Below are 25,657 nucleotides of genomic sequence, written 5' to 3' on the forward strand. Positions count from 1 at the left end.
AACAGGGCCGCCGGGTAGGCGAAAGTCGGGAATTATACGCTCGCTGGCGGGGCCGGGATGGCAGTGACTCGCCAGTCATCGCCCACCGCACGCATTTCAATGATCTTGAGCAACGGTGCCTCGCTCATCTGCGCCAGCGGCCAGTCCAGCAACGGCCGCGCCGAGGAACCGAGGAACTTGCCGGCGACGAAGATCTGGTACTCGTCCACCAGCCCCTGCTGGGCAAAGGCTCCCGCCAGCCGCGGGCCGGCTTCCACCAGCACTTCATTGACGCCACGGGCGGCCAGCTCCAACAGCAAGCGATGCAGGTCGACCTGGCCATCGGGGCCGGGAACGATCAGGCACTCCGGGCCGTTGGCATATTGTTCTTCCACCGCCGCGCAGGTGGCCACCAACACCGGTCCGGCCTTGAAGAACGGCGCGTCGAGAGGCACCCGCAAACGACCATCGATCAACACCCGCAGCGGTGGGCGACTCATGGCCAGGGCAGTCTGCTCAGGGTCCAGGCCCAGCTCAGCGGCGCGGACGGTCAGCCGGGCGTCATCCGCCAGCACTGTGTCGGCACCGGTCAGCACCACCGAAGATTCGGCCCGCAGACGCTGCACCGCAGAACGAGCGGCAGGCCCGGTAATCCATTGGCTCTCGCCACTGGCCATGGCAGTGCGACCGTCGAGACTCATCGCCAGCTTGACCCGCACATAAGGCAGGCCGTGCTCCATGCGTTTCAGGAAACCCTTGTTGATCGCACGGGCCTCGGCTTCCAGTACACCGCTGTGGGTGTCGATGCCGGCCTGGGCCAGACGCTGTAAACCGCGACCGGCCACTTCCGGGTTCGGGTCCTGCATCGCCGCAACCACCCGCGCCACCCCGGCATTGACCAGGGCATCGGCGCAAGGCGGTGTGCGGCCGTGATGGCTGCAAGGCTCGAGAGTCACATAGGCCGTGGCGCCACGGGCCAGTTCCCCGGCGGCACGCAGGGCATGGACTTCAGCGTGGGGTTCACCGGCACGCACATGCCAGCCTTCGCCTACCACCTGGCCGTCGCGAACGATGACACAGCCGACGCGGGGGTTGGGATGGGTGGAATACCGGCCCTTGCGCGCCAGTTCCAGGGCACGGGCCATGTAGTGCGCGTCGAGTACCGCTTGCTCCGGGGACAGGCTCATTGCTTGGCCGGCTCGCGGGCGAGACGGTCGATCTCTTCGCGGAATTCGTTGAGGTCCTGGAAACGCCGATAGACCGAAGCGAAACGGATATAGGCGACTTCATCGAGCTTCTGCAGCTCGGTCATCACCAGTTCACCCACGACCAGGGATTTGACTTCGCGCTCGCCAGTGGCCCGCAGCTTGTGCTTGATGTGCACCAGCGCCGCCTCCAGGCGCTCGACACTGACCGGGCGTTTTTCCAGGGCGCGCTGCATACCGGCGCGCAGTTTTTCTTCGTCGAAGGGCTGACGGCTACCGTCAGTCTTGATCAGGCGCGGCATCACCAGTTCGGCGGTTTCGAAGGTGGTGAAACGTTCACCACAGGCCAGGCATTCACGCCGGCGGCGCACCTGTTCGCCCTCGGCGACCAGACGCGAGTCGATGACCTTGGTGTCGTTGGCACCGCAGAAGGGACAGTGCATGGTGGCAGGCAACAAAAAAAGGGAGGGCCATGGTAGCGCATCCCACTGGCAAGACAAGCCATAGCCTTTACGGTATACAGACCGACTATTATGTTTCGCACATGGACATTCGCCTTGTTGGAGCTTCAGATGCCGCTCAGACCGCTCGTTTTGCTCAGTCTCGTCAGCCTGCTGGTCGCTTGCAGCAGCGATGCTCCGAAACCTGCGGTTCCCTCTTCTTCACAGCAACAGACCACGCAAAAAAATCAGGAACCTGCCGATCTTGGGCCCTTGCCGGCCTACCAGCGCGAACTGAGCGGTACCCTCGACGGGGTGCCGGCCGGCGCCAACGTCGAGCTGGCGCTGCTGGTGATCGATGAGCGCGGCCGTCCGCAACGCTTGCTGGCCAGCAACAACTTGACCGGCACCAACCAGGCCCTGCCCTTTCGCCTGCGTTTCGCTCCCGACGCCTTCCCCGCCGGCGCCCGGGTCGAACTGCGCGGCCGCGCCAGCCAATCCGGCCAGTTGATCCTGCACCTGCCGGCGGTGCGCATCGACCAACCCACCACCCAGGCCCTGGGACCACTGCAATTCGTCAAAGCCCCATGAAGGTACCGCTCGACCTGCAAGACGCCCTCAGCGAGCTGCTGGGTGATGCACAACTGGTGGCCTGCGAGCTGCCCGACACGCGCCTGAAACTCTGGCTGATCGACGCCCAGAACATGGACCGCGCCTTCACCCCGGAAGAAACCCGACGCATTCTCCATGAACCGCCTTACTGGAGTTTCTGCTGGGCCAGCGGCCTGGCCCTGGCCCGTTACCTGGCCGAACACCCGCACTGGGTGCAAGGCAAGCGGGTGCTGGACTTCGGTGCCGGTTCCGGGGTGGCGGCGATTGCCGCGGCCAAGGCCGGCGCCCTGGAAGTGGTGGCCTGCGACCTCGACCCACTGGCCATCGCCGCCTGCCGGGCCAACGCCGCACTCAACGACGTCGAACTGAGCTATTCAACGGACTTTTTCGCCGAGGCCGATCGCTTCGACCTGATCCTGGTGGCGGACGTGCTCTATGACCGAGCCAACCTGCCGCTGCTGGATGAATTCCTCAGCCGCGGCCGCGAAGCCCTGGTGGCGGATTCCCGGGTCAGGGACTTCCAGCACCCGCTGTATCAGCGCCTGGAAATGCTCAACGCCCTGACTCTGCCTGACCTGGCCGAGCCTTGGGAGTTTCGCAACGTGAGCCTGTATCACGCGCAGCGGCCATTCACCGGCGACCCGGCTGCCACGGGCAATAGCGATCTACTTCGCGCAACTTTATAGTGGTTCCATTCCCGCTTATTCGAGATACCCCATGAGTCAGGACACGCCGTATATCTTCGACGCCCGCACCGCTGATTTCGACCAGTCGGTGATCGAGAACTCCTTCCACAAACCGGTCCTGGTGGACTTCTGGGCAGAATGGTGCGCGCCCTGCAAGGCGCTGATGCCGATGCTGCAACAGATCACCGAGAGCTATCAGGGCGAGTTGCTGCTGGCCAAGGTCAACTGCGATATCGAGCAGGACATCGTCGCCCGCTTCGGCATCCGCAGCCTGCCCACCGTGGTGCTGTTCAAGGACGGTCAACCGGTGGACGGCTTTGCCGGCGCACAACCGGAATCCGCAGTACGGGCGATGCTCGAACCCCATGTGCAGATGCCGCCACCCCCTGCCGCCGACCCGCTGGAGCAGGCCGAAGCCTTGTTCAACGACGCTCGTATCGGCGACGCCGAGGCCATTCTCAAAGTGCTGCTGGGGGAAGACAACAGCAACGCCAAGGCCCTGATTCTCTACGCCCGCTGCCTGGCCGAGCGCGGTGAACTGGGCGAAGCCCAGACCGTGCTCGACGCGGTCAAGAGCGATGAACACAAGGCCGCTCTGGCCGGTGCCAAGGCGCAGATCACCTTCCTCAAGCAGGCCGCCGACCTGCCGGATGCCGCCGACCTCAAGGCGCGCCTGGCCAAGGACCCGCTGGACGACGAGGCAACGTACCAGCTGTCGATCCAGCAACTGGCCCGCCAGCAATACGAAGCGGCGCTGGAAGCCTTGCTCAAACTCTTCATGCGCAACCGCAGCTACAACGAAGGCATTGCCCACAAGACCCTGCTGCAAGTCTTCGACCTGTTGGGCAACGATCACCCGCTAGTGACCGCGTATCGCCGCAAACTGTTCGCCGCGCTGTACTGAGACTGATCTGCCGACTTATGTAGGAGCAGGCTTGCCAGCGAAAGCGTTCTGACAGACAGAACCCATTGGCCAGCAAGCTGGCTCCTACAGGATCATTGCACCCAGCTGTAGAGCGGCGTATCGGCGCCGCTGATCACCTTGACCTCGGCGCAGTGGCGCAAGCGCACCAGCAAACGCTTGCCCGCCGCCGCGCTGCCGGTCAGCCCCTGCAACTGCTCCAGCAACTCGGGCCCGCTGATCTGGCCCGCCTTGCGCAACAGATCCTTGGCGGTCTGCCACAACGCATCGTCCTGACTGGCCGGCCGGGTGGCTACCGCGACACTTTCAGGCTTGGCCGCCTGCAACTGCGCGCCCAGTTGCGCCCAATCGCCTTCGTCCAGTTCCAGGGTCAAATCCACCGGCCAATCGCCGATGCTTCCACGAATCCGCAACATCGCTGTGCTCCCACATTTTTCTGACGAGCATGCTCCCACGCGTCTTGCGCAACGCCAAGCGGGCGGTCAAACTCTGCGGCCAATTGTTATAAGATCACATAACATTTATTTCATCTTTGCCCTGGAGACTTGCTATGCGCCGTCTGCTACTCGCCCTGCCCTTCGCCCTGTTGCCGCTGGCCGTTGCCCAGGCCGCGCAAGCCCATGATCACGAGCATGAACACGACAGCCTCGGCGCCCATGAACACGGCGTGGCCCGTTTGAATGCGGTGCTCGATGGCCAGGCCCTGGAGCTGGAACTGGAAAGCCCGGCGATGAACCTGGTGGGTTTCGAACACGCCCCCAGCACCGACGCCGACAAGGCCAAGGTCGCTGCCGCCCGCACTCAACTGGAACAGCCCCTGGCGCTGTTCAGCCTGCCCAAGGCCGCCGCCTGCACCGTGGCCAAACAGGAACTGGAGAGCCCGCTGTTCGGCGACAAGCCCGATGCCGATGACCACGATGACGATGACAAGGACGCGGCAGGTCATGAACATCACCACGAACACAGCGAGATCCACGCTCACTACCAGTTCACCTGCGCCAAGCCGGACGCCCTGAAGAACCTCGACCTGGGACAAGTCTTCAAGACCTTCCCCGCCACCCAGAAAATTCAGGTACAACTGATTTCGCCAAACGGCCAGCAAGGTGTCGAAGCCACCGCCAAGGCTGCCACCCTGAAGTTCTAAGCGCTGCGCCTGTAGCCGCGGCTCCAGCAGCGGCCACACCACTCACTGCATGATCGGCCCAACATGACCCAAGCACTTATCGAACTGTCCGACCTGGGCTTCAGCTGGCCCGGCCACCCTCAGTTGCTGGACATCCCGAGTTTCCGCCTGGAAGCCGGCGAAACACTGTTCCTCAAGGGCCCCAGCGGCAGCGGCAAGACCACACTGCTGGGCTTGCTGGGCGGGGTGCAGAAACCCAACCAGGGCAGCATCCGCCTGCTGGGCCAGGAGCTGACCGAGCTGGCCGCCGGAGCACGTGACCGCTTTCGCGTCGATCACACCGGCTACATCTTCCAGCAGTTCAACCTGCTGCCGTTTCTCTCGGTGCGCGAGAACGTCGAACTGCCCTGCCACTTCTCCAAACTGCGGGCCAGCCGCGCCATTCAGCGCCACGGCAGCGTCGATCAGGCGGCCGCCACTTTGCTGGCCCATCTGGGTCTGAAGGACCCCGACCTGCTCGGCCGTCGTGCCGACTCGCTGTCCATCGGCCAACAGCAACGGGTCGCCGCCGCCAGGGCCTTGATCGGCCAGCCAGAGCTGGTGATCGCCGACGAACCCACCTCGGCGCTGGACTACGACGCCCGGGAAGCCTTCATCCAACTGCTCTTCGCCGAGTGCCGCGAGGCTGGAGCCAGCCTGCTGTTCGTCAGCCATGACCAGAGCCTGGCGCCGCTGTTTGATCGCAACCTGTCGCTGGCCGAACTCAATCGCGCCGCCACGCCCGCAGAGGTCTGAGATGTATCTGTTCCGTCTAGCCATGGCCAGCCTGGCTAACCGTCGCTTCACCGCGATCCTCACCGCCTTCGCCATTGCTCTCTCGGTCTGCCTGCTGCTGGCGGTGGAACGGGTCCGCACCGAAGCCCGGGCCAGTTTCGCCAGCACCATCAGCGGCACCGACCTGATCGTCGGCGCCCGCTCCGGCTCGGTGAACCTGCTGTTGTACTCGGTGTTCCGCATCGGCAACGCCACCAACAACATCCGCTGGGACAGCTTCGAGCACTTCGCCAACAACCCAAAGGTGAAGTGGGCGATCCCGATTTCGCTGGGCGACTCCCATCGTGGCTACCGGGTCATGGGCACCACCGAGGCCTACTTCCAGCACTACCAGTACGGTCATCAGCAGAGCCTGCAACTGGCCGTGGGCCGGGCTTTCGCCAGTGATCCTTTCGAGGTGGTACTGGGGGCCGAAGTCGCCGATGCCCTGCACTACAAACTTGGCGACAAGCTGGTGCTGGCCCACGGCGTGGCGGCCATCAGCCTGGTCAAGCATGACGACAAGCCCTTCACCGTGGTGGGTATCCTCAAGCGCACCGGTACTCCGGTGGACCGCACGCTGCATATCAGCCTGGGCGGTATGGAGGCGATCCACATCGACTGGCACAACGGCGTGCCAGCCCGTGGCGACGGTCGTATTACTGCCGATCAGGCGCGCAACTTGGACCTGACGCCCCAGGCGATCACCGCCTTCATGCTTGGCCTCAACAGCAAGATTTCGACCTTCGCCCTGCAACGGGAGATCAACGAATTTCGCGGCGAGCCGATGCTGGCGATCCTGCCCGGCGTGGCCCTGCAGGAACTCTGGAGCCTGATGGGCACCGCCGAGAAAGCCTTGTTCGTGGTGTCGCTGTTCGTGGTTCTTACCGGCCTGATCGGCATGCTCACGGCGATCCTCACCAGCCTCAACGAGCGTCGTCGGGAGATGGCCATCCTGCGTTCGGTAGGCGCCCGTCCCTGGCATATTGCAACCCTGCTGGTACTGGAGGCGTTCGCCCTGGCACTGTTCGGGGTCCTGGCCGGCCTGGGCCTGCTGTACCTGGGCATCGCCCTGGCCCAGGGCTACGTGCAATCGAACTATGGCCTGTACCTGCCGCTGTCCTGGCCCAGCCAGTATGAGTGGACGTTGCTGGGCGGTATCCTGATCGCCGCGCTGCTGATGGGCAGCGTGCCGGCCTGGCGCGCCTACCGGCAATCCCTGGCCGATGGCCTGTCGATTCGTTTATGAGCACCGCTTTATGAAAGCCCAACGTCTGCTGCGCCCCCTGCTTGCCCTGTCGCTGCTGATCGCCACGCCGTTGTGGGCGGCCGGAGCACCGAAGGATCTGACCTGGTCGGAAATGATCCCGCCGGACGCGCCGCCGGAAGTGCCGAACATGCAGCCGCTGCACGACCTGTCGCAGATGAGCGATGCACTGGCCGCCGAATCGGCCCCCGCCGCCAAGCAGGACCTGCCCAATGCGCCGGTGGTGAAGAGCCTGGACGGCCAGACGGTGCGCCTGCCCGGCTATATAGTGCCCCTGGAAGTAAACGAGGAAGGCCGCACCACGGAATTTCTCCTGGTGCCCTACTTCGGCGCCTGCATCCACGTGCCACCCCCGCCGTCGAACCAGATCGTCCACGTCACCAGCGAGCTCGGGGTAAAGCTCGACGAGCTGTATCAGCCTTACTGGATCGAGGGCGCCATGCAGGTCAAACCCTCTACCAGCGAGCTGGCGGACGCCGGCTACCAGATGGCGGCGCAGAAGATCTATGTCTATGAGTTGCAGGAGTGAGTGCAGCAGCGGTGCCGGCTCGGACAGGGTTCGGGCACCAGGCCAAAAGAGTGCAGAACAAAAGAATAGTTCAGCCCTGCCACCGGGGTTCGCCATTTCATTGAGCTGAGTCAAGGCAGTCAACTTGACGATCCTTACCATTGGACATAGCCAATTTGAATCGTCCTTTGGAGCTCCCATGCACAAGTCTCTGCTTAGCGCTTCCCTGATCGCGCTCGCACTCGCCGCCCCGATTGCCAACGCCCATGAAGCTGGCGATATCCTGATCCGCGCCGGTGCCATTACCGTCAATCCAAAAGCCAACAGCTCCGACGTCAAGGTCGACAGCGGCCCGTTGGCCGGCGCCAACCTGGGCGGCAAGGCGACCATGAGCAGCGACACTCAGCTGGGTCTGAACTTCGCCTACATGGTGACCAATAACGTCGGTATCGAACTGCTGGCCGCCACCCCGTTCGAACACGATGTGAAGATCAAGGACACCTCCCTGGCCGCCGCCAACGGCAAGCTCGGTACCCTCAAGCACCTGCCGCCGACCCTGAGCGTTGTGTACTACCCGCTGGATAGCAAATCGGCGTTCCAACCCTACGTCGGTGCCGGTATCAACTACACCTGGATCTACGACGAGCACGTCGGCAGCCGCGCCCAGGCCGCAGGTTTCGACAATTTCCGCGCCAAGAACTCCTGGGGCCTGGCCTGGCAGGTCGGTGCCGACTACATGCTGACCGACAAGATCATGGTCAACGCCCAGGTGCGCTACATCGATATCGATACCCGTGCGTATGTGGATAACAACGCCCTGGCCGCCGGCACCCGCGCCAAGGTCAATGTCGACGTTGATCCTTGGGTCTACATGGTGGGTCTGGGCTACAAGTTCTAAGCCCGCCGACAATGAAAAAAGGCGCCTCGAAAGGCGCCTTTTTCATGCCTGCACTTTCCCTCAGCGCCCCATCAGGCGGGCGAGGCCGACACTCATCGGAGTCGGCTCGGGAAACGTGAAACGCTGCAGCAAACGCTGGTTACTGGCACGGGAATGACGGATGTCACCGGCCCGGGCCGGACCGTAGCTGATGACAGGCAATTCGCCGACCACCTCGGCCAGGGCCGCAAGCATCTGCTTGAGGGTGGTGGCCTGATTCAGGCCGACGTTGACCGCCCCCACTTCCAGCTGCGGTGCCTCGATGGCCTGCACCAGCACCTGCACCAGATCACCGACGTAAACAAAGTCCCGAGTCTGCTCGCCATCGCCGAACACGGTAATGGGCAGTCCCTGTTGGGCCCGCTCGCTGAAGATGCTGATGACCCCGGAATAGGGCGAGGACGGGTCCTGACGCGGGCCAAAGATATTGAAGAAGCGGAAGATCGCCGGTTCCAGGCCATGCTGGCGCCGATAGAAATCAAAATAATGCTCGCTGGCCAGCTTGTCCGACGCATAAGGGGTCAGCGGCGCCTTGGCCGTGTCCTCATCAATGGACTGGCCTTCGCCGTTGTTGCCATAGACCGCCGCGCTGGAGGCGAACAACACCCGCTTGACGCCGCACTGGCGCATGGCCTCGCAGACATTCAGGGTGCCGATGAAATTGCTCTGGTGAGTCTGCACCGGATCGTCCACCGAGGCCTGTACCGAGGCCACTGCCGCCAGATGCGCCACGGCGCAACAGCCTTGCATGGCACGGCTCACCAGATCCGCGTCGGCGACGTCGCCCTCGATCAGTTCTACCCGCGGGTCGTCCAGCGGCAGGTTGCTCGGTTTGCCGGTGGACAAGTCGTCCAGCACCCGCACCGAGTAGCCCTTGGCGAGTAGGGCGTCGGTCAAGTGCGAACCAATGAAACCGGCGCCGCCGGTGATCAATACAGGGCCATCAGCCATGACGATAAAACCTATCCAGTAAGGCCGGGAGCGCGGCACGCCAGGCGCGCGGCTTGATCCCGAAGGTATGAAGAATCTTCTTGCAGGCCAGCACCGCGTGCTGCGGTTCTTCGGCAGCATCGCCACAGGCGGCATGGGCCTGGGCAGTAGGGGCCTCGATGGCCAGCGGGTGCAGTTGCCGTGCTTCTGTCAGGACCGCCTGGCCCAGAGCCAGGGGCGTGGTCGCTTCCTGACCGGCATAGTGATAGGTGCCCCACAGCGGCGCGGCACAATCGAGCTGCTTGAGCACCGAGATGATCACCCGCGCGGCGTCGTCCACCGGGGTCGGATTGCCCCGACGGTCGTCCGCCATCAACAGTTCTTCCGGGGATTCGGCCCGAGCCAGGAAACGCCCGAGAATGCCGTCGGAGCTGTCGTCCAGCAACCAGCCGAAACGCAGCAAGACGTGCTGCGGACAGGTGGCGCGAACGCTCTGCTCGATCCGCCACAATGCCTGACCGCGCAGCCCCAGGGGCACCGGCTCGTCTTTCTCGCTGTAGGCGGTGGCCCGGGAACCGTCGAACACTCGATAGCTCGAAGGCTGCGCAAGAATGATGTTGTGATGCTGGCAAAGCTCCGCCAGCCGTTCGACCGCGCGCTCCTGAGCACTCAGGCGTGCCTCGCTCACCGTCTCCGCCTGAAACCAGTCGAAGTAGTAAGCCAGGTTGATCAAGGCATCCGGGCGGGTGTCGTCGAGCAGTTGCGTGAGGCTCGCGGCATCCCAACCGTCTTGCGGCGGACGGGGGGCGAGGAAACCGATGTCCTCCTCCGCACCCAGGCGAATCAGCGCCTGCCCAAGGGCATTTCCGCCGCCCAGTAACATAAGGCGCATTCGCATAGAGTCAGCAGGCCCAGTCTGTTCAGAACGATGGTTTGGATCGGCCAGTCCCGTGGGTTTGACCGTCGAGAATTGCCGGAATCGTTGCATTTTGCGGGTTTGTGGCGCAAGCGTCACTGAGAAAGTGTCGGTGCGACCTTGTGCCCTCAGCGCCGACTGCGGCGCCAGCTGCACAGCACGCTACTTGCAAGTTGCCCCGAGCGGCCGCATAAACCCATCCATGACCCTCGCCGAATCCATGAACCCGGTCCTGGACGGTTTTCATCCCGCCGTCAGCGCCTGGTTCGAGCGCACCTTTGCCGCCGTGACCACGGCCCAGGCCCGCGCCTGGCCGTTGATCGCCCAGCGCCGCTCGACCCTGATCGCCGCCCCCACCGGCTCGGGCAAGACCCTCACCGCCTTTCTCGCCGTGATCGATGACCTGGTGCGCCAGGGCCTGGCCGCTGGCGGCCAGTTGCCGGACGCCACCCTGGTGGTCTACGTCTCGCCGCTCAAGGCCCTGAGCAACGATATCCAGATCAACCTGCAGCAGCCGCTGGCCGGCATCACCGAACAACTGCGTCTGATGGGCCTGCCGGAACTGTGCATCCGCACCGCGGTGCGCACCGGCGACACCCCGCAGAAAGAACGCAACGCCATGCGCAAGAGTGCGCCACAGATTCTCGTCACCACCCCGGAATCGCTCTACGTGCTGCTGGGGTCGGACTCCGGGCGCAAGATGCTGGCCAGCACCCGCAGCGTGATCGTCGACGAGATCCACGCCCTGGCCGGGAGCAAGCGCGGCAGCCATCTGGCCCTGAGCCTGGAGCGCTTGCAGGCGCTGTGCGCCGAGCCCCTGTTGCGCATCGGTCTGTCGGCCACGCAGAAGCCCATCGAGGCCGTGTCACGTTTTCTGGTGGGGCATGAGCGGCCTTGCGACATCGTCGACATCGGCCATGCCCGCCCCCGGGACCTGGATATCGAAGTGCCGCCCGTACCGCTGTCGGCAGTCATGTCCAATGATGTCTGGGAGCTGGTGTACGAGCGCCTCGCCGCCCTGAGCCGGGAACACCGCACCACGCTGATTTTCGTCAACACCCGACGCCTGGCCGAGCGGCTGGCCCGGCACCTGAGCGAACGCCTGGGCAAACAGGCGGTGGCCGCGCACCACGGCAGCCTGGCCAAGGAGCAGCGCCTGGAGGCCGAGCAGCGGCTCAAGGCCGGGGACCTGCAAGTGTTGATCGCCACTGCCTCCCTGGAGCTGGGCATCGATATCGGTGATGTCGATCTGGTGTGCCAGATCGGCTCGCCGCGCTCGATCTCGGCCTTTTTACAGCGCGTCGGGCGCTCCGGCCACCAGGTCGGCGGCACCCCGAAGGGCCGATTGTTTGCCCTGACCCGGGACGACCTGATCGAATGCGCCGCTCTGCTGGACTGCGTGCACCGCGGCGAGCTGGACAGTCTGCTGATCCCCCATGCGCCGCTGGATGTGCTGGCCCAGCAGATCGTCGCCGAAGTCAGCTGCCAGGAATGGCCGGAAGGAGCGCTGCTGGACCTGCTGCGCCGGGCCACGCCTTACGCCGACCTGGATCAGGCCCACTACCAGGCCCTGCTGCAGATGCTTGCCGAAGGCTTCAACGGTCGCCAGGGCCTACGCAGCGCCTATCTGCATCGTGATGCCCTGACCCGCACCCTGCGCGGCCGTCGTGGAGCCAAGCTGACGGCGGTCACCAGCGGCGGCACCATTCCCGACAACGCCGACTACAGCGTGCTGCTGGAACCTCAGGGCCTGAACATCGGCAGCGTCAACGAAGACTTCGCCGTGGAAAGCATTGCCGGCGACGTGTTCCAACTGGGCAATACCTCCTACCGCATCTTGCGGGTGGAAACCGGCAAGGTGCGGGTCGAGGATGCCCAGGGCCAGCCGCCGAACATTCCCTTCTGGCTCGGTGAAGCCCCGGGGCGCAGTGCCGAGCTGTCCAGCGCCGTGGCCCGCCTGCTGGCGCAACTCGACGCCCTGCTCGGCGCGACTCCGGGCCAGTTGCAACCGGCCATCGACTGGCTGCAGCAGGCGCTGGGGCTGAACCGCGCCAGCGCCGAGCAACTGGTGGATTACCTGGCGCCCGCGCGCCTGGCCCTGGGCGCCCTGCCGTCCCAGGACACGCTGATCATGGAGCGTTTCTTCGACGAATCCGGCGGCACCCAACTGGTGATCCACAGCCCCTTCGGCAGCCGCATCAACCGCGCCTGGGGCCTGGCCCTGCGCAAGCGTTTCTGTCGCACCTTCAACTTCGAACTGCAGGCTGCCGCCAGCGAGGACGCCATCGTCCTGTCGCTGTCTACCAGCCACAGCTTCGCCCTGGATGAAGTCTGGCGGTATCTGCACAGCAACAGCGCCGAGCACATCCTCATCCAGGCGCTGCTGGACGCCCCACTGTTCGGCGTGCGCTGGCGCTGGAACGCCGGGATCGCCCTGGCGCTGCCGCGCTACAGCGGCGGGCGCAAAGTGGCGCCGCAGATCCAGCGGATGAAAAGCGAAGACTTGATCGCCAGTGTGTTTCCCGACCAGATCGCCTGCCTGGAAAACCTCGCCGGCGAACGGGAAATTCCCGATCACCCGCTGGTGGAACAGACCCTCGACGACTGCCTGCACGACGCCATGGACAGCGAAGGCTGGCTGCAGCTGTTGCGGCGCATGGAACAGGGCCAGGTGCGCCTGCTCAGCCGCGAGCTGCCCGCGCCCTCGCCCCTGGCGGCGGAAATTCTCAGCGCCAAGCCCTACACCTTTCTCGATGACGCGCCCCTTGAAGAGCGCCGCACTCAGGCAGTATTGGCGCGGCGCTGGAACGACCCGCAAGCCACCGACGACCTTGGCGCCCTGGATGCCGACGCCATAACCGCCGTGGCTCAAGAGGCGTGGCCGAACCCGGCCACGGTCGATGAAATGCACGAAGCCCTGATGAGCCTTGCCGCCATCAGCGAGGCTGAAGCCCAAGCCAACCCCCTGTGGCCGCAATGGCTGGCAACCCTGGCAGCCCAAGGCCGTGCCTGCTGCTTGCCGGTGGGCCCCAGTGCACAGCTGTGGCTGGCCCTGGAACGCATTACCTGCCTGCAGGCCCTGTATCCCCACGCTCCCTTGCAGCCGGCCCTGAACCCCGTGCCCGGCTTCGATCAGGCCTGGGACCCGGAACCTGCGCGAGTGGAACTGATTCGCGCGCGCCTCAGCGGTTTTGCCCCCCAGACCCTGAGCCAGATCGCCGCCCCCCTGGGACTGCCTCCCGGGCAAATCGCCCAGGCCCTGGTTCAGCTTGAAACCGAAGGCTATGTACTGCGGGGGCGCTTCAGCCCCGGCAGCCACGAAGAACAGTGGTGCGAACGCCACCTGCTGGCACGGATTCATCGCTACACGGTGAAGCGCTTGCGCCGGGAAATCGAACCGGTGGCCCTGCAGGACTTCATGCGTTTCCTGTTCGACTGGCAGCACCTGTCTCCAGGCACCCAGGGCCAGGGCAGCGCCATGCTCGCCGAAGTGGTCAGCCAGCTCGCAGGCTACCCGGCGGCGGCCTCAGCCTGGGACAGCGACCTGCTGCCGGCGCGGATCAGGGATTACTCCGCCAATTGGCTGGATGAGCTGTGCCGCAGCGGCAAGGTGGTCTGGAGCCGGATCAACAGCACGGGCAAGACCGCCAGCAGCGCCCTGCGCAGCACGCCGATCGTGCTGCTGCCACGCTCCCAGGCCGCTCTCTGGAGCGCATTGACCTGTCCGGCCGACAGCCACGAGCTCTCGCCCAGGGCGCAGAAAGTCCACAGCGTACTGAGCCAGCAAGGCGCTCTGTTTTTTGATGAGCTGCTGCACGAAGCCCACCTGCTGCGCAGCGAACTGGAAAGCGTGCTCCAGGAACTGGTGGGCGCCGGCCTGGTGAACGCCGACAGTTTCGCCGGGCTGCGCGCCCTGATTACACCGGCGAGCAAACGCCAGAACCGCAGCAGCCGACGAGGTCGCGGGGCCTTTGTCGGTGGCATGGACGATGCCGGACGCTGGGCCTTGCTGCGTCGTTCAGCGACTCAAGACTCGACAGCCACCCTGGAACAGGTGGCCATGACCTTGCTGCGCCGTTACGGCGTGGTGTTCTGGCGACTGCTGGAACGCGAGGCGGACTGGCTGCCCAGCTGGCGCGAACTGCTGCGCACCTTCCATCGGCTGGAAGCCCGGGGAGAGATCCGTGGCGGGCGCTTTGTCAGCGGTCTGGCCGGCGAGCAGTTCGCCCTGCCGGAAGCCATCCCGCTGCTACGGGAGGTACGCCGCCGGCCCCATGACGGCAGCCTGATCGCGGTGTGTGGCGTGGACCCGCTGAACCTTGCCGGCACCCTGCTGCCCGGGCCCAAGGTAGCGGCACTCAGTGGCAACCGCCTGGTGTATCGCGACGGCCTGCCCGCCGCGGCCGAGATCGGCGGCACCCAACACTGGTGGCTGGAACTGGAACCCGAGGCCGCCCAGGCCCTGCGCAACAAACTCATCCAGCACTGACCTTCCCCCGCAGGAGCCGGCTTGCCGGCGAAGGCGGCCCCGTCAATCCCGGCCCATTGCCCCGCCTGTGCAACGGCTATGGGATCAGACTTAACCGGCGCCGAGCCTATTGCCCCCGATTGGCGGCACTGGGAGACACACCGAAGCGGTTGCGGTATTCGCTGGGGGCCAGACCGGTGATTTTCTTGAACAGGCTGCGAAAGGTCGCCGGGTCCTGGTAACCCACGGTCCAGGCGATGTGATCGATGGTGCCGTTGGTGAACTCCAGCATCTCCCGCGCCTTGCCCACCCGCAGGTGCTGGCAGTACTGGGTCGGTTTGAGGCCGGTGGCGGCGCGGAAACGTCGCAGCAAGGTGCGCTCTTCAAGACCCGCCTGTTGCGCCATCGTCGGCAGCGACACATCCACCGCGCCATTGGCCTGCAGCCAGTGCTGCAACTTGAGGATCGCCCCATCACCATGGTTGAGGATCGGCGCGAAATTGCTGCCGCACTGGCTGGCGCTGTCGCTGTGCTCCATCACTAGAAAACGCGCCGTGGCACTGGCGATGCTCGGCCCCAGCAGGCGGTCCACCAGGCGCAGTCCCAGTTCGGCCCAGGCCATCAACCCGGCCGTGGTGATCAGGTCGCCATCGTCGACTATGGGTTGGTCGGCCTCCAGGCGCACCTGTGGATAACGGGCGGCGAACGCCTTGGCCGAGGTCCAGTGGGTGGTGGCGCTGCGGCCATCGAGCAGGCCACTCTCGGCCAGCAGGATCGAGCCCACACAGACCCCGCCAAGCGTGGCGCCGGCCGCATGCTGCTGGCGCAACCAGCTCACCAGGGCAGAGGACGACTGGTTCGCGGAAAAACCTGCCAACGAAGGCGGTATCACCACGGCCAGCAGGTTGCCGCTCTCTCCCTCCTGGCTGTCATAGATCCGCCGTGGGCCTTGTGCTTCAGAGGCTTGCCAATGACTGACCCGCAACCGCGGCAGTTGCGCCAGGGGCTGTTCACCGGCAATCCGATTGGCCACTTCGAACAGATCGGTCAGACCATGCACCGCCGCCATCTGTACCCCGGGATAAAGCAGTACGCCCAGTTCGGCGACCGAGCCTTGAATGCCCACTGTCAGTTTTCCCCCTGTTAATGTCGATGCGGCCAATCCTCCTGGGAGCAAGGGCCACCGATACTGGGCCCCAGGTTATCCACTCACTTGGAGGCAACACCCATGGCCAAACAGGCGCTCATCGTAATCGATATCCAGAACGACTACTTCGCCCACGGCAAATGGCCCCTGGTCGGGGTCGACGCGGCGGCGGACAACGCGGCAAGGCTGATCCAGGCCTTTCGCCAGAAGGCGCAAGCGGTGGTGCACATCCGCCACGAATTCACCTCCGACAGCGCGCCCTTTTTCACCCCAGGCTCCGAGGGTGCGCACTTGCACCCCAAGGTGCTGAACCGCGCCGACGAACCCGTGGTGCTCAAGCACTTCGTCAACTCGTTCCGGGAAACCGAGCTGCAGGCGATCCTCCAGCAACAGGGCATCGACGAACTGGTGATCGTGGGCAACATGAGCCACATGTGCGTAGAGGGCACCGCACGGGCTGCTGCCGACCTGGGCTACCCGGTCAAGGTGATACACGACGCCTGTGCCACCCTCGACCTGGAGTTCAACGGCCAGCGAGTACCGGCGGCGCAAGTACAAAGCGCGGTGATGTCGGCCCTGGCATTCGCCTACGCCGATGTCCTGTCCACCGAAGAGTTCCTCGCAGCCTGATCGCTGGCATTCTGCGCCGACGATGGCGGTGAGTTCAGCCTCACTGCCGTTTGTGTCTGGGCAGGCAGACCTGCCCCAGACAGATATCCACAGGCAAGCACGCCACACCGCCTGTTGTCGCCAGCAAGACAACTTCCCGAACTACTTACGAATGATTCTTGTTATCCAGGCTAATTGTTAGTTACGACCAAACTCTCGCCGTCACAACTCAAAGCGGTCAAATAAATGGCGCCATTAACAATGGTCGACATTCAATAGCTGACTAATGGAAATGTTTTAACCCCGATTATTTCAAATCCTGCCTTGAGCTTTACCAAGAGTCGCTTCACGCCTAATAACATCAACACTTATAAATCTCAGTGCTTACTTCTTACGGTTACCTGTAATTCGATATAACCAAAGCGAATAAAACATATAACAAAATCCAGAACCCGCCTATAACAGGACTCCCCACCCCGGATTCATTGCCCTTAAAGCCAAGCAACAAGGTTGCACCACGCCCCTGGGGAGGGTGTTTGCAACAGTATCAACAGCCGAACCCGATACTTTCCCAGCGCGCCAAAAAAGAGCCTTGCGAGCCACTTCAATCACCTTACTTGCAAATCCAGCGGCCTTGGCTAAGTTGATAGCTACTCGCCACTGAAGTGCTCTTCAGCCGCCAGAAAACCAATAATAACTGTCGAGGAGTTCAATAACCGGACGCCCCCCGCCTGCCCCAGCTGAGACTGACACGGAATTAGTCATATTAATCAAGAGGGATGCTTGATGAAGCGCAGTTCATTGCCTCGAGTTTTTTCATTCAAGGGTGCGGCCGAAAATTACTGGCTCTCGTTAGTGCTGTTTTCGATCCTGGTGGTCGCCAGCTTCCTGCTGTTTGAACAACAGATCCAACAGTTGCTGAATCACCTTGGCAACTTCCTCCCTTCCGATCCCGTGCAACGCACCAGCCTCGCTCTGCTGCTGGTCACCCTGCTGGCCCTGGACGTGCTCTTGCCGGTGCCTTCGAGCCTGGTGGCGCTGCTGGCCGTTGCGGTTCTGGGCGCCGTTGGCGGCTATCTGGTGATTTTCATCGGCCTGTGCCTGGGAGCCTGTCTGGGCTACTGGCTGGGGGCCGGCTACTTTCGCCTGTTATCCAACTGGCTGGGACTCAGGAGCTGGCAGCCGGGGCAACTGGCCTATCGCCTCAGCACCCTGTCGCTGATCTGCCTGCGTGGGGTCCCGGTGCTGGCAGAGACCTCGGTGCTGGCCGCGGGCATGCAGCGTTATCCACTGCGCCAGTTCCTGCTGGTCACCACCCTGGCCAATGCCGGGCTGGCCCTGGCCTACGCCGCCATCGGCAGTTTGCTGGTGGAGCAGAACGCACTGCTGGCGACCATTCTCGCCAGCATGGTGCTGCCGGGGCTGGTCCTGGGCGCCCGCAGCCTGCTCAAGCCTCGCGCTGCGCAGCCGCCGATGGAGCAAAACCATCCTCTGGAAGGACGCTTCGAGGTGAGCTACCACTACCCGGTGCTGTTCACCGATCACATTTTCCAGGCCGACAATCCCTGCCTGCACCGGCAACTGGTCCAGGCGCAACAGGGACGCACCACCGTGCTGGTGTTCATCGATGAACAATTGCTGCAGTGCTGCCCACAACTGCCGCAACAGATCGACGCCTATTTCAGCGCCCACGCCGCCGACCTGCATCTGCAGGCCGCACCGATCCCGGTGCCGGCGGGCGAACTGAGCAAGACCCCGGAGGTGCTCCAGCAGTTGTATGCCCACATGCTTGAACACGGCCTGGACCGCCACTGCTATGTGCTGGCCCTGGGCGGCGGCGCGGTACTGGACGCCGTCGGCTATGCCTGCGCCACCTTTCATCGGGGGATGCGGCTGATCCGCATCCCGACCACGGTGCTGGCCCAGAACGACGCCGGCATCGGGGTCAAGAACGGCATCAACGCGTTCGCCCAGAAGAACCTGCTGGGCGCCTTCTACCCGGCCACGGCGGTGATCAACGACTTCCAACTGCTGCTCAGCCTGTCACCCCGGGACCAGATCGCCGGGCTGGCCGAAGCGGTGAAAGTGGCCGTGATCAAGGACGCTGCATTCTTCCAGTGGATGGAGCAGCAGGCCGAGGCCCTGGCGAGCTTTGAACACAGCGCCAGCCGCTACGCCATCTTCCGCTGTGCGCAATTGCATCTGGGCCATATCACCGGGGCCGGCGACCCTTTCGAACGGGGCAATGGCCGCCCCCTGGACTATGGGCACTGGGCTGCGCACAAGCTGGAGAACCTCAGCCAGCATCGCTTGCGCCATGGTGAGGCGGTGGCGGTGGGCATGGCCCTGGACGCGCTCTATGCCAATGCCACCGGTTTGCTGAGCCATGCTGAAACCCAGCGCCTGTTGCAGCTGCTGGACAAGCTCGGCTTCAACCTGTGCCCGCCGGAGTTGCGGTTGCAGGATGCCCAGGGCCGCTCCCTGGTGCTACTGGGGCTGGAGGAGTTTCGCCAGCACCTGGGGGGCCAGTTGTCGATCCCGATGCTCACCCGCCTGGGCCAGTCCACCGATGTGCACCACATCGAACTGCCGGTCATGGAGCAGGCCCTGCTGCGTCTGAGCAGTTTCGGTGGGCCGGACTTCGCCTGGACCGAAGGCTGCGCCCAATGAGCCACTCCTCCCTGACCACCTGGCTGACCCTGGGCCGGGTATCCAACCTGCCGACGGTGTGGACCAACGCCCTGGCCGCCGCGTTGCTGGCCAGCAGCGCCACCACCCTGGCACCGCCCTCGCCACTGGTGTGGACCCTGCTGCTGGTGGCGCTCTCGGCGCTGTACCTGGCCGGGATGCTGCTCAACGACCTGCTGGATGCCGATTGGGACCAGCAACATCAGAACCCGCGGCCGATTGTCCTGGGCCTGGTCAGCCGGACTCAGGTCAGCCTGGCCACTGCCGCCCTGTTGCTGCTGGCGGCACTGTCCGTACTGGGCCTGAGCCACCTGATCGCGCAGCCCCATTGGCTGCTGGCCAGCGCCGGTTTGCTGCTGCTGTTCATCCTGGCCTACAACCTGCTGCACAAGAAATACCCCCACAGCGTCTGGCTCATGGGCGGCTGCCGCTCGGCCCTGTACCTGACCGCCGCCGCCAGCCTGGCCATGCCACCGCAGCCGCTGTGGCTGTGTGCCGCGCTGCTGGGCACCTACATCGCCGGCCTGACCTACCTGGCGCGACTGGAGCATCGCAACCAACTGCTCAGCCGCCTGCCGCTGCTGCTGATGCTCAGCCCCCTGGCCCTCGCCGCTTACGCAGACAGCGGCGTGTTCTGGCTGGTCCTGCTGCTGTGGCTGGGCTGGTTGGGCTGGCACTACCGGCGTCATTTGGCCAACCCGCAACAGAGGCAGATTCGTGCCTTTATCGGTGCTGGCCTCGCCGCCCTGCCATTGTTCGATGCCCTGGTGCTGGCCCTGGCCAATCAACCCCTGGGCAGCCTGCTGTGCGTGCTGGTGTTCTTTCTGCTGCCCCACCTTCAACGCTGGATCAAGCCGACATGACCATGGACGTCACTTTCCCCGCCTCGCTCCCGCTCGTCATGCGCCATGAGGCCTTTGCCGAACGCCGCCGCCAACTGGATGACCAGCTCGACGACGAGAACCGCCGCTGGTGGCACGCCGCCCTGGAGCAACTGGCCAGCCAACCGTCGGCCAACACCCTGGTGCTGCTCAGCAGCCAGTGCAAGCGTCGCTTTGGCAACGCCGAGGTCAGCGCCAGCCCAGGCTGGAACCGGACTCAACTGGCCCGCGCCTTGCTCCTGGAGCAACTGCTGGAACAGCAGGCCGGCGGCGATCAACTGGCCCTGCTGCGCCAGCTGTTTCTGTGGGGCGATGACCAGGAAAAAAGCGTACTGCTCAGGGTCCTCGATGACCTCGACACAGAGGGTCGCAGCCTCGAACTGGCGCTCCAGGCAGGACGTACCAACAACCGTGAAGTGTTCGCCGCCCTCGCCCTGGACAACCCCTTTCCCGCTCGCCACTACCACGACCGGGCCTTTCACCAGTTGCTGCTCAAGACCCTGGGCATGGGCCTGGACAGTGGCCGCGTCAAAGGCCTGGCCCAGCGCCACAGCGTCGACCTCAACCAACTGGCCCTGGAGCATATGGAAGAACAGTTGGCGGCGTTCCGCAGTGTCAGCGACGGACTGCCCCATGCCATCGCCTTCGAGCTGTTGAGCCAGGCCCAGCGCCAACGCTTGCGCCACCTGTGCCAGCAGCGACGACTGCCACCGCACTGGCTCCAGCACTTGCCACCCGACGCCTGATTCGACACCGGCGCACCCACTCAATTTTCTCTACCACTGCATCAGGGACTCACCATGCCGAAGTACTTCGACCCGCACATTCATATGGTCAGCCGCACCACCGACGACTATCAGAACATGGCCGCCGCCGGCATCACCGGGGTGATCGAGCCGGCCTTCTGGCAAGGCCAGGCGCGCACCAGCGTCGGCAGCTTCATTGACTACTTCGACACCCTTCTGGGCTGGGAGCGCTTTCGCGCCAGCATGTTCGGCATTCACCACTTCTGCACCATCGGCCTCAATCCCAAGGAAGCCAATGACCTGTCGGTGGCCAACGAGGTGCTGGAGATCCTGCCGCGCTATCTGGTCAAGGACGGTGTGGTCGCGGTGGGCGAGATCGGCTACGACGACATCACCCCCGAGGAAGACCGCTTTCTCGCCGCACAACTGGAGCTGGCCAAGCAGTTCAACCTGCCGGTGCTGGTGCACACCCCGCATCGGGACAAGATCGGCGGCACCAAGCGCACCCTGGCGGTGATCCGTGAAGTGGGCATCGCCGAGCATCTGGTGATCATCGACCACCTCAACGAACTGACCCTGCCCCTGGTGCTGGACAGCGACTGCTGGCGCGGGCACTCCATCTACCCCAACACCAAGATGTCGGAGCAGCGCATGGTGGCCCTGCTCAAGGAGTACGGCACCGAGAAGATGGTGGTCAACAGCGCCGCCGACTGGGGCATCAGCGATCCGCTCAAGGTGCCAAAGACCGGCCAGGCCATGCTCGCCTCCGGATTCAGCGAGGCTCAGGTGGAACAGGTGCTGTTCCATAACCCGGTGGATTTCTTCGCCCAGAGCGGACAACTCGACAAGCAACAGGTGAGCACCCCGCTGCCCATCGACCAGCGTCGCCAATGGCAGGACAACTCCGCCCTGCGCGGCCAGGAACCGGTGGTCAAATGAGCGCCCGGGCCGGTTGGAGCGCCGCGCAGATCGGTTACTGCAGCAACGTGCACCCGGCGCGGGACGTGGCCGGCCTGGAGAGCTCGATCCGCCAGCACTTCCAGGGGGTGCGCCGCCAGCGTGGCCTGGCGGTGCAGGACAGCGGCCTGTGGATCAGTGCCCAGGCGGCCGCCGAGCTGCAGCAGCCCGCAGTGCGCGAAGCCTTCCTCGGGCTGTTGCACGACAGCGGGCTGCGCCTGACGTCCCTCAACGGCTTTCCCTACGGTCAGTTCCATCAGGGTGCGGTGAAAGCCGAGGTCTACCGACCGACCTGGGCCGAACCGCAACGCCTGGAATACAGCCTGCAACTGGCGGAGTTGCTCGCCGCCGCCCTGCCCCTGGACTGCCAGCAGGGCGTGATTTCCAGCGTGCCCTTGGGTTACGCCGCCCTTTGGGACGACGCCCAGCAACAACAGGCCGAGGCCCAGCTGTTGCAGTTGACCGCCGGGCTGGCCAGCCTGCATCGGCGCAGCGGTAAGAAGATCCTGCTGTGCCTGGAGATGGAGCCGGACTGCGTACTGGAAAACACCGATCAGGCCATCGCCTTCTTTCAGCGCTGGAAAGCCACCGACCCCCACCATCAATACCTGGCGCTGTGCTTCGACGTCTGCCACCAGGCGGTGGTCTTCGAGGACTGCTACCAATCGCTGCAACGGCTGCTGCAGGCGCGCATTCCGGTGGGCAAGATCCAACTGTCCAATGCACTGATCTGTCACTTGCCGGTGACGGACCTGGCACGCCGCGAGCAGGTGCTGCAGGCCCTGGGCAACTTCGCCGAAGCCACCTACCTGCATCAGGTGAAAGCCCGTGACCGCAAAGGCCAACTGCTGGCCTGGGCCGACCTGCCGAAGGCACTGCAGGCGGTGGAACCGGTGCAGGGCCAGTGCCCCGAGTTGCGCATTCACTTTCACGTGCCCTTGTTCAGTGAACAGTTCCTGTTGCCAGAGCTCAACGGCAGCCAGCAGGCCCTGATGCGCACCTTCGACTTTCTCGCCGCCCATCCGCAGTGCCAGCCGGTGCTGGAAGTCGAGACCTACAGCTGGAACGTACTGCCCGGCACCCTGCGTCCGGACACCGAACAAGCCCTGCTCCAAGGCATTGCCGCAGAGCTGCAGTGGGTTGAACAACAGTTGCGCCAGCGGCACTTGCTGCATGGGCAATCGTCCCCCATGGAGGCGCCAGCCCATGCCCTCTGAAGCACTGCGCCAGCCCCTGCTGCTGATCAACGTGGTCGGCCTGACCCCCAGCTTGCTGGGCCCGGCCACGCCGCGGATCAACGCCCTGCTGCAACGGGCCAAAATGGCCCGGCTGCGCCCGGTGTTCCCGGCCGTGACCTCGACGGTACAGGCCTCGATCCTCACCGGCCTGCCGCCTTCGCAACACGGCATTGTCGGCAACGGCTGGTATTTCCGCGATCAGGCCGAAGTGCGCTTCTGGCTGCAGCCCAATGCGCTGATCCAGGGTGAAAAGGTCTGGCAGACCTTGCAACGTGAGATCCCCGGCCTGCGCTGCAGCCAGTTGTTCTGGTGGTTCAACATGTACGCCGAGGTGGATGCCGCCATTACGCCACGCCCCCACTACCCGGCCGACGGGCGCAAGATGTTCGGCCTCTACTCGTCACCGCCCGGGCTGCACGAACGCATCGAACGGCAGATTGGCGAGTTTCCCTTTCCGGGCTTCTGGGGCCCGGCGGCGGGCATTGCCTCCAGTCGCTGGATCGTCGACTGCGCCATCGCCGAGTTCCAGATCAGTCGCCCCGATCTGCAACTGATCTACCTGCCGCACCTGGACTACAGCCTGCAACGCCTGGGGCCCGAGCATCCTTCCATCAGCGACGAAGTGCGGGCCATCGACCATGAAGTCGGGCGCCTGCTGGACTTTGCCCAGCAACAAGGCGCGGCGGTGATGCTGGTTTCCGAATACGGCATCGAAGCGGTGCAGCAATCAATCTCCATCAACCGCGTGCTACGGGAACAGGGCCTGCTGCAAGTACGCCGTTCCCTGAGTTGGGAGCTGCTCGACCCCGGTGCCAGTGCCGCCTTTGCCGTGGCCGACCATCAGATCGCCCACGTCTACGTGCGCCAGCCCAGGGACATTGCTCGGGTCAAGGCCCTGCTGCAGCGCCAGCCGGGCATCGAGCAGGTGCTGGATAAAACCGAACAGCGGGCCTGGCAGCTGGATCACCCGCGCAGCGGCGAGCTGGTGGCGGTGGCCGCCCCGGGCTTCTGGTTCGATTACTACTACTGGTTCGACGACCGCCTGGCCCCGGACTTCGCCCGCACCGTGGATATCCACCGCAAGCCGGGCTATGACCCGCTGGAGCTGTTCATCGATCCGGCGATCCGCTTTCCCAAGCTGCGGGTCGCCCGCCGCCTGCTGCAGAAGAAGCTCGGCTTTCGCTACTACATGGACCTGATTCCCCTGGACACCCGACTGATTCGCGGCAGCCACGGACGCTTGCCGAGCAACGATGAGGTGGGACCGCTCTTGATCACCGATTGCGATTTACCACTGCCGGAGCATCTGCCGGCCACTGCGGTAAAGCACCTGCTCCTAGAGCATTTCCTAGGGCGCCCCTATGACGACACGGCTCAAGCCAAGGAGATTCCATGCGGCGAACCATCCCTATAGCGGTACTCAGTGTGTTGAGCGGTCTCGCTCAGGCACAGAGCCCGAACACCTTCGATTGCAACAAGTTCCTGACCTTCGCAGACGACCCCACGACCACCCTGGCGACGTTCAAGCAGAGCCCGGAAACCATGGCCTGGAACTGGTTTGTCTGCCTCAACCAGCCGGATGCCAGCCGCAACAACAATCGGGTCTGGGAAACGTTCAAGCCTTCCGATCAGGTTTACCTGTTGAAGGGGGCCGAGCCCCTGCCCTACTCCGACCATGAAAACCTGCCGAGCGAAGTACCGGAACTGGCACAAAAGCAGGGCATGGACCCCAAAGGGCTGTTTCAGTTTCTCGGCAACGACATGCCAGGCAGCCCGCAGAACGGCATCCAGCAGGTGGATGGCCTGGCTCTGAAAATGCGCAGCGGCCCACCGGTGCCACCGTCGAAAAACGAACAGTTGGTGCGCTTTCACCTGTTGATGGGCGAGGACACCTTCAACTACATCGTCGCCAACAAGATCTACAACCGCGATGGCCTGGCCAAGCTCACCAGCAACCTGGACTTCCCGGACACGGCCTGGGAGCTGAAAACCTCCTGGTTCTGGATCGGCACCGACCAGGACTTCAAGGCCCTGTTGAACCAGGACGGGTACTACATCTCCCAGGCCTATTACGTGGACAGCACGGGCCAGTATCAGGTGGGCTACGCCGCCCTGAGCGGCATGCATGTGATCAACAAGCTGACCCCGGACTGGGTCTGGACCACCTTCGAGAACCGCAACAATCCCAAGTACACCGTCACCAATGACACCCCACCCAAGCCGATGACCAACATCACCGGCCCCACCGAGGCGGCCAAACCGGTGAACACCAGCTTCCAGCAGCAGTATTCGAACCTGGCCCAGTACGAACTGATCGGCGTGCAGTACGACCAGAACCTTGCCGAACCCAAGCTGCTGGCCAACTCCCAGCTGGAGTCGGCGTTCCAAGGCTCCTCATCGTGCCTGGCCTGCCACAGCACGGCGGCCTATTCGACGAAGAAGAACACCTTCTTCTCGTTCAACATCGACCACACAGGCGGAATCCTCTACCCCACCAGCGTACTGCCGGACAAAGACTTCATCGGTTATCAAAAACTGGATTACGTCTGGTCGCTCAAACGCGCCCAGTGGAAACGCTAAGGAGA

23 protein-coding genes are annotated in these 25,657 nt (G+C 64.0%); 17 read left to right on the forward strand and 6 right to left on the reverse strand.

Annotated elements, in window-relative coordinates; translation table 11 throughout:
- Positions 1 to 32 precede the first annotated feature (32 nt).
- Together ribD and nrdR are read right to left on the reverse strand one after the other, a co-directional pair.
- Positions 33 to 1,166, reverse strand: coding sequence for a bifunctional diaminohydroxyphosphoribosylaminopyrimidine deaminase/5-amino-6-(5-phosphoribosylamino)uracil reductase RibD (ribD, locus tag WIN67_RS27385; protein ID WP_102882378.1), 1,134 nt, complete (start codon positions 1,164 to 1,166; stop codon positions 33 to 35).
- Positions 1,163 to 1,627 (reverse strand): transcriptional regulator NrdR, encoded by a 465-nt coding sequence (gene nrdR, locus WIN67_RS27390; RefSeq protein ID WP_019095943.1) that lies wholly within the window; start codon positions 1,625 to 1,627, stop codon positions 1,163 to 1,165. The genes ribD and nrdR overlap by 4 nt, the downstream gene beginning before the upstream one ends.
- Before the next feature lie 129 nt (positions 1,628 to 1,756).
- Here nrdR and WIN67_RS27395 point away from each other — a divergent pair, with 129 nt between their 5' ends.
- Genes WIN67_RS27395 through trxA form a run of 3 tightly spaced genes read left to right on the forward strand, consistent with a single transcriptional unit; the run spans position 1,757 to position 3,826 of the window.
- Positions 1,757 to 2,215: a hypothetical protein gene (locus tag WIN67_RS27395; protein WP_339070304.1), complete on the forward strand. Its 459-nt coding sequence runs from the start codon at positions 1,757 to 1,759 to the stop codon at positions 2,213 to 2,215.
- Complete coding sequence (locus tag WIN67_RS27400; protein WP_115581033.1) at positions 2,212 to 2,922, forward strand: class I SAM-dependent methyltransferase; 711 nt, start codon at positions 2,212 to 2,214, stop codon at positions 2,920 to 2,922. Before WIN67_RS27395 ends, WIN67_RS27400 begins: the two co-directional genes overlap by 4 nt.
- Before the next feature lie 31 nt (positions 2,923 to 2,953).
- Positions 2,954 to 3,826 (forward strand): thioredoxin, encoded by an 873-nt coding sequence (gene trxA, locus WIN67_RS27405; protein ID WP_339070305.1) that lies wholly within the window; start codon positions 2,954 to 2,956, stop codon positions 3,824 to 3,826.
- Between the two features lie 92 nt (positions 3,827 to 3,918).
- Here trxA and WIN67_RS27410 read toward each other — a convergent pair whose 3' ends face one another.
- The gene (locus WIN67_RS27410; RefSeq protein ID WP_102882381.1) at positions 3,919 to 4,260 is read right to left on the reverse strand and encodes a hypothetical protein; all 342 of its coding nucleotides are present in this window, start codon (positions 4,258 to 4,260) and stop codon (positions 3,919 to 3,921) included.
- Positions 4,261 to 4,394: 134 nt separating this feature from the next.
- On the opposite strand from WIN67_RS27410, the gene WIN67_RS27415 reads away from it, so the two are divergent.
- The 5 genes from WIN67_RS27415 (at position 4,395) to WIN67_RS27435 (ending at position 8,453) form a co-directional block, all read left to right on the forward strand.
- Positions 4,395 to 4,988, forward strand: coding sequence for a DUF2796 domain-containing protein (locus WIN67_RS27415; RefSeq protein WP_339070306.1), 594 nt, complete (start codon positions 4,395 to 4,397; stop codon positions 4,986 to 4,988).
- Between the two features lie 63 nt (positions 4,989 to 5,051).
- Positions 5,052 to 5,762: an ABC transporter ATP-binding protein gene (locus tag WIN67_RS27420; RefSeq protein ID WP_110596268.1), complete on the forward strand. Its 711-nt coding sequence runs from the start codon at positions 5,052 to 5,054 to the stop codon at positions 5,760 to 5,762.
- A 1-nt stretch (position 5,763) separates the two neighbouring features.
- Entirely contained in the window at positions 5,764 to 7,029 is a 1,266-nt protein-coding gene (locus WIN67_RS27425) for an ABC transporter permease (RefSeq protein ID WP_102865281.1), read from the forward strand.
- A 25-nt stretch (positions 7,030 to 7,054) separates the two neighbouring features.
- On the forward strand, positions 7,055 to 7,576 hold the full coding sequence (locus tag WIN67_RS27430; protein ID WP_102865508.1) for a DUF3299 domain-containing protein: 522 nt from the start codon (positions 7,055 to 7,057) through the stop codon (positions 7,574 to 7,576).
- Between the two features lie 178 nt (positions 7,577 to 7,754).
- Positions 7,755 to 8,453 (forward strand): OmpW/AlkL family protein, encoded by a 699-nt coding sequence (locus WIN67_RS27435; protein ID WP_041120027.1) that lies wholly within the window; start codon positions 7,755 to 7,757, stop codon positions 8,451 to 8,453.
- A gap of 60 nt (positions 8,454 to 8,513) precedes the next feature.
- Here WIN67_RS27435 and WIN67_RS27440 read toward each other — a convergent pair whose 3' ends face one another.
- Both WIN67_RS27440 and WIN67_RS27445 read right to left on the reverse strand, forming a co-directional pair.
- The gene (locus WIN67_RS27440; protein WP_253085098.1) at positions 8,514 to 9,443 is read right to left on the reverse strand and encodes an NAD-dependent epimerase/dehydratase family protein; all 930 of its coding nucleotides are present in this window, start codon (positions 9,441 to 9,443) and stop codon (positions 8,514 to 8,516) included.
- The gene (locus WIN67_RS27445) at positions 9,436 to 10,320 is read right to left on the reverse strand and encodes a sugar nucleotide-binding protein (RefSeq protein ID WP_102865279.1); all 885 of its coding nucleotides are present in this window, start codon (positions 10,318 to 10,320) and stop codon (positions 9,436 to 9,438) included. The genes WIN67_RS27440 and WIN67_RS27445 overlap by 8 nt, the downstream gene beginning before the upstream one ends.
- A 220-nt stretch (positions 10,321 to 10,540) precedes the next feature.
- On the opposite strand from WIN67_RS27445, the gene WIN67_RS27450 reads away from it, so the two are divergent.
- Positions 10,541 to 14,827, forward strand: a complete 4,287-nt coding sequence (locus tag WIN67_RS27450) for a DEAD/DEAH box helicase (protein WP_339070307.1) — start codon at positions 10,541 to 10,543, stop codon at positions 14,825 to 14,827.
- Positions 14,828 to 14,933: 106 nt separating this feature from the next.
- Here the strand turns inward: WIN67_RS27450 and WIN67_RS27455 are convergent, their stop codons facing one another.
- The gene (locus WIN67_RS27455) at positions 14,934 to 15,875 is read right to left on the reverse strand and encodes a GlxA family transcriptional regulator (RefSeq protein WP_222933686.1); all 942 of its coding nucleotides are present in this window, start codon (positions 15,873 to 15,875) and stop codon (positions 14,934 to 14,936) included.
- 159 nt (positions 15,876 to 16,034) lie between these two features.
- Here WIN67_RS27455 and WIN67_RS27460 point away from each other — a divergent pair, with 159 nt between their 5' ends.
- The 8 genes from WIN67_RS27460 to WIN67_RS27495 all read left to right on the forward strand — a co-directional run bounded on the left by WIN67_RS27460 (position 16,035) and on the right by WIN67_RS27495 (position 25,652).
- On the forward strand, positions 16,035 to 16,583 hold the full coding sequence (locus tag WIN67_RS27460; RefSeq protein ID WP_102882388.1) for a cysteine hydrolase family protein: 549 nt from the start codon (positions 16,035 to 16,037) through the stop codon (positions 16,581 to 16,583).
- Between the two features lie 765 nt (positions 16,584 to 17,348).
- Positions 17,349 to 19,232 (forward strand): 3-dehydroquinate synthase, encoded by a 1,884-nt coding sequence (locus WIN67_RS27465; RefSeq protein WP_339070308.1) that lies wholly within the window; start codon positions 17,349 to 17,351, stop codon positions 19,230 to 19,232.
- Positions 19,229 to 20,113 (forward strand): UbiA family prenyltransferase, encoded by an 885-nt coding sequence (locus tag WIN67_RS27470; protein WP_339070309.1) that lies wholly within the window; start codon positions 19,229 to 19,231, stop codon positions 20,111 to 20,113. Before WIN67_RS27465 ends, WIN67_RS27470 begins: the two co-directional genes overlap by 4 nt.
- On the forward strand, positions 20,110 to 20,877 hold the full coding sequence (locus WIN67_RS27475; RefSeq protein ID WP_102882391.1) for an EboA domain-containing protein: 768 nt from the start codon (positions 20,110 to 20,112) through the stop codon (positions 20,875 to 20,877). The genes WIN67_RS27470 and WIN67_RS27475 overlap by 4 nt, the downstream gene beginning before the upstream one ends.
- Before the next feature lie 54 nt (positions 20,878 to 20,931).
- Positions 20,932 to 21,816: a TatD family hydrolase gene (locus WIN67_RS27480; protein WP_102865272.1), complete on the forward strand. Its 885-nt coding sequence runs from the start codon at positions 20,932 to 20,934 to the stop codon at positions 21,814 to 21,816.
- Positions 21,813 to 23,051, forward strand: a complete 1,239-nt coding sequence (eboE, locus tag WIN67_RS27485) for a metabolite traffic protein EboE (protein ID WP_339070310.1) — start codon at positions 21,813 to 21,815, stop codon at positions 23,049 to 23,051. Before WIN67_RS27480 ends, eboE begins: the two co-directional genes overlap by 4 nt.
- Positions 23,041 to 24,486, forward strand: a complete 1,446-nt coding sequence (locus tag WIN67_RS27490) for an alkaline phosphatase family protein (RefSeq protein ID WP_102882393.1) — start codon at positions 23,041 to 23,043, stop codon at positions 24,484 to 24,486. The genes eboE and WIN67_RS27490 overlap by 11 nt, the downstream gene beginning before the upstream one ends.
- A complete protein-coding gene (locus WIN67_RS27495) occupies positions 24,465 to 25,652 on the forward strand; it encodes a hypothetical protein (protein ID WP_339070311.1) in 1,188 nt (395 codons plus the stop codon). Before WIN67_RS27490 ends, WIN67_RS27495 begins: the two co-directional genes overlap by 22 nt.
- Positions 25,653 to 25,657 lie beyond the last annotated feature (5 nt).

The sequence above is a fragment of the Pseudomonas idahonensis genome, assembly GCF_037903935.1.
Classification (GTDB): domain Bacteria; phylum Pseudomonadota; class Gammaproteobacteria; order Pseudomonadales; family Pseudomonadaceae; genus Aquipseudomonas; species Aquipseudomonas danubii.

Bases quoted from the DNA above. Each gene is read 5' to 3' on its own strand.
- ribD (WP_102882378.1), bottom strand. From the start codon at position 1,166: ATGAGCCTGTCCCCGGAGCAAGCGGTACTCGACGCGCACTACATGGCC.
- nrdR (WP_019095943.1), bottom strand. From the start codon at position 1,627: ATGCACTGTCCCTTCTGCGGTGCCAACGACACCAAGGTCATCGACTCG.
- WIN67_RS27395 (WP_339070304.1), top strand. From the start codon at position 1,757: ATGCCGCTCAGACCGCTCGTTTTGCTCAGTCTCGTCAGCCTGCTGGTC.
- WIN67_RS27400 (WP_115581033.1), top strand. From the start codon at position 2,212: ATGAAGGTACCGCTCGACCTGCAAGACGCCCTCAGCGAGCTGCTGGGT.
- trxA (WP_339070305.1), top strand. From the start codon at position 2,954: ATGAGTCAGGACACGCCGTATATCTTCGACGCCCGCACCGCTGATTTC.
- WIN67_RS27410 (WP_102882381.1), bottom strand. From the start codon at position 4,260: ATGTTGCGGATTCGTGGAAGCATCGGCGATTGGCCGGTGGATTTGACC.
- WIN67_RS27415 (WP_339070306.1), top strand. From the start codon at position 4,395: ATGCGCCGTCTGCTACTCGCCCTGCCCTTCGCCCTGTTGCCGCTGGCC.
- WIN67_RS27420 (WP_110596268.1), top strand. From the start codon at position 5,052: ATGACCCAAGCACTTATCGAACTGTCCGACCTGGGCTTCAGCTGGCCC.
- WIN67_RS27425 (WP_102865281.1), top strand. From the start codon at position 5,764: ATGTATCTGTTCCGTCTAGCCATGGCCAGCCTGGCTAACCGTCGCTTC.
- WIN67_RS27435 (WP_041120027.1), top strand. From the start codon at position 7,755: ATGCACAAGTCTCTGCTTAGCGCTTCCCTGATCGCGCTCGCACTCGCC.
- WIN67_RS27440 (WP_253085098.1), bottom strand. From the start codon at position 9,443: ATGGCTGATGGCCCTGTATTGATCACCGGCGGCGCCGGTTTCATTGGT.
- WIN67_RS27445 (WP_102865279.1), bottom strand. From the start codon at position 10,320: ATGCGAATGCGCCTTATGTTACTGGGCGGCGGAAATGCCCTTGGGCAG.
- WIN67_RS27450 (WP_339070307.1), top strand. From the start codon at position 10,541: ATGACCCTCGCCGAATCCATGAACCCGGTCCTGGACGGTTTTCATCCC.
- WIN67_RS27455 (WP_222933686.1), bottom strand. From the start codon at position 15,875: ATGGCGGCGGTGCATGGTCTGACCGATCTGTTCGAAGTGGCCAATCGG.
- WIN67_RS27460 (WP_102882388.1), top strand. From the start codon at position 16,035: ATGGCCAAACAGGCGCTCATCGTAATCGATATCCAGAACGACTACTTC.
- WIN67_RS27465 (WP_339070308.1), top strand. From the start codon at position 17,349: ATGAAGCGCAGTTCATTGCCTCGAGTTTTTTCATTCAAGGGTGCGGCC.
- WIN67_RS27470 (WP_339070309.1), top strand. From the start codon at position 19,229: ATGAGCCACTCCTCCCTGACCACCTGGCTGACCCTGGGCCGGGTATCC.
- WIN67_RS27475 (WP_102882391.1), top strand. From the start codon at position 20,110: ATGACCATGGACGTCACTTTCCCCGCCTCGCTCCCGCTCGTCATGCGC.
- WIN67_RS27480 (WP_102865272.1), top strand. From the start codon at position 20,932: ATGCCGAAGTACTTCGACCCGCACATTCATATGGTCAGCCGCACCACC.
- eboE (WP_339070310.1), top strand. From the start codon at position 21,813: ATGAGCGCCCGGGCCGGTTGGAGCGCCGCGCAGATCGGTTACTGCAGC.
- WIN67_RS27490 (WP_102882393.1), top strand. From the start codon at position 23,041: ATGCCCTCTGAAGCACTGCGCCAGCCCCTGCTGCTGATCAACGTGGTC.
- WIN67_RS27495 (WP_339070311.1), top strand. From the start codon at position 24,465: ATGCGGCGAACCATCCCTATAGCGGTACTCAGTGTGTTGAGCGGTCTC.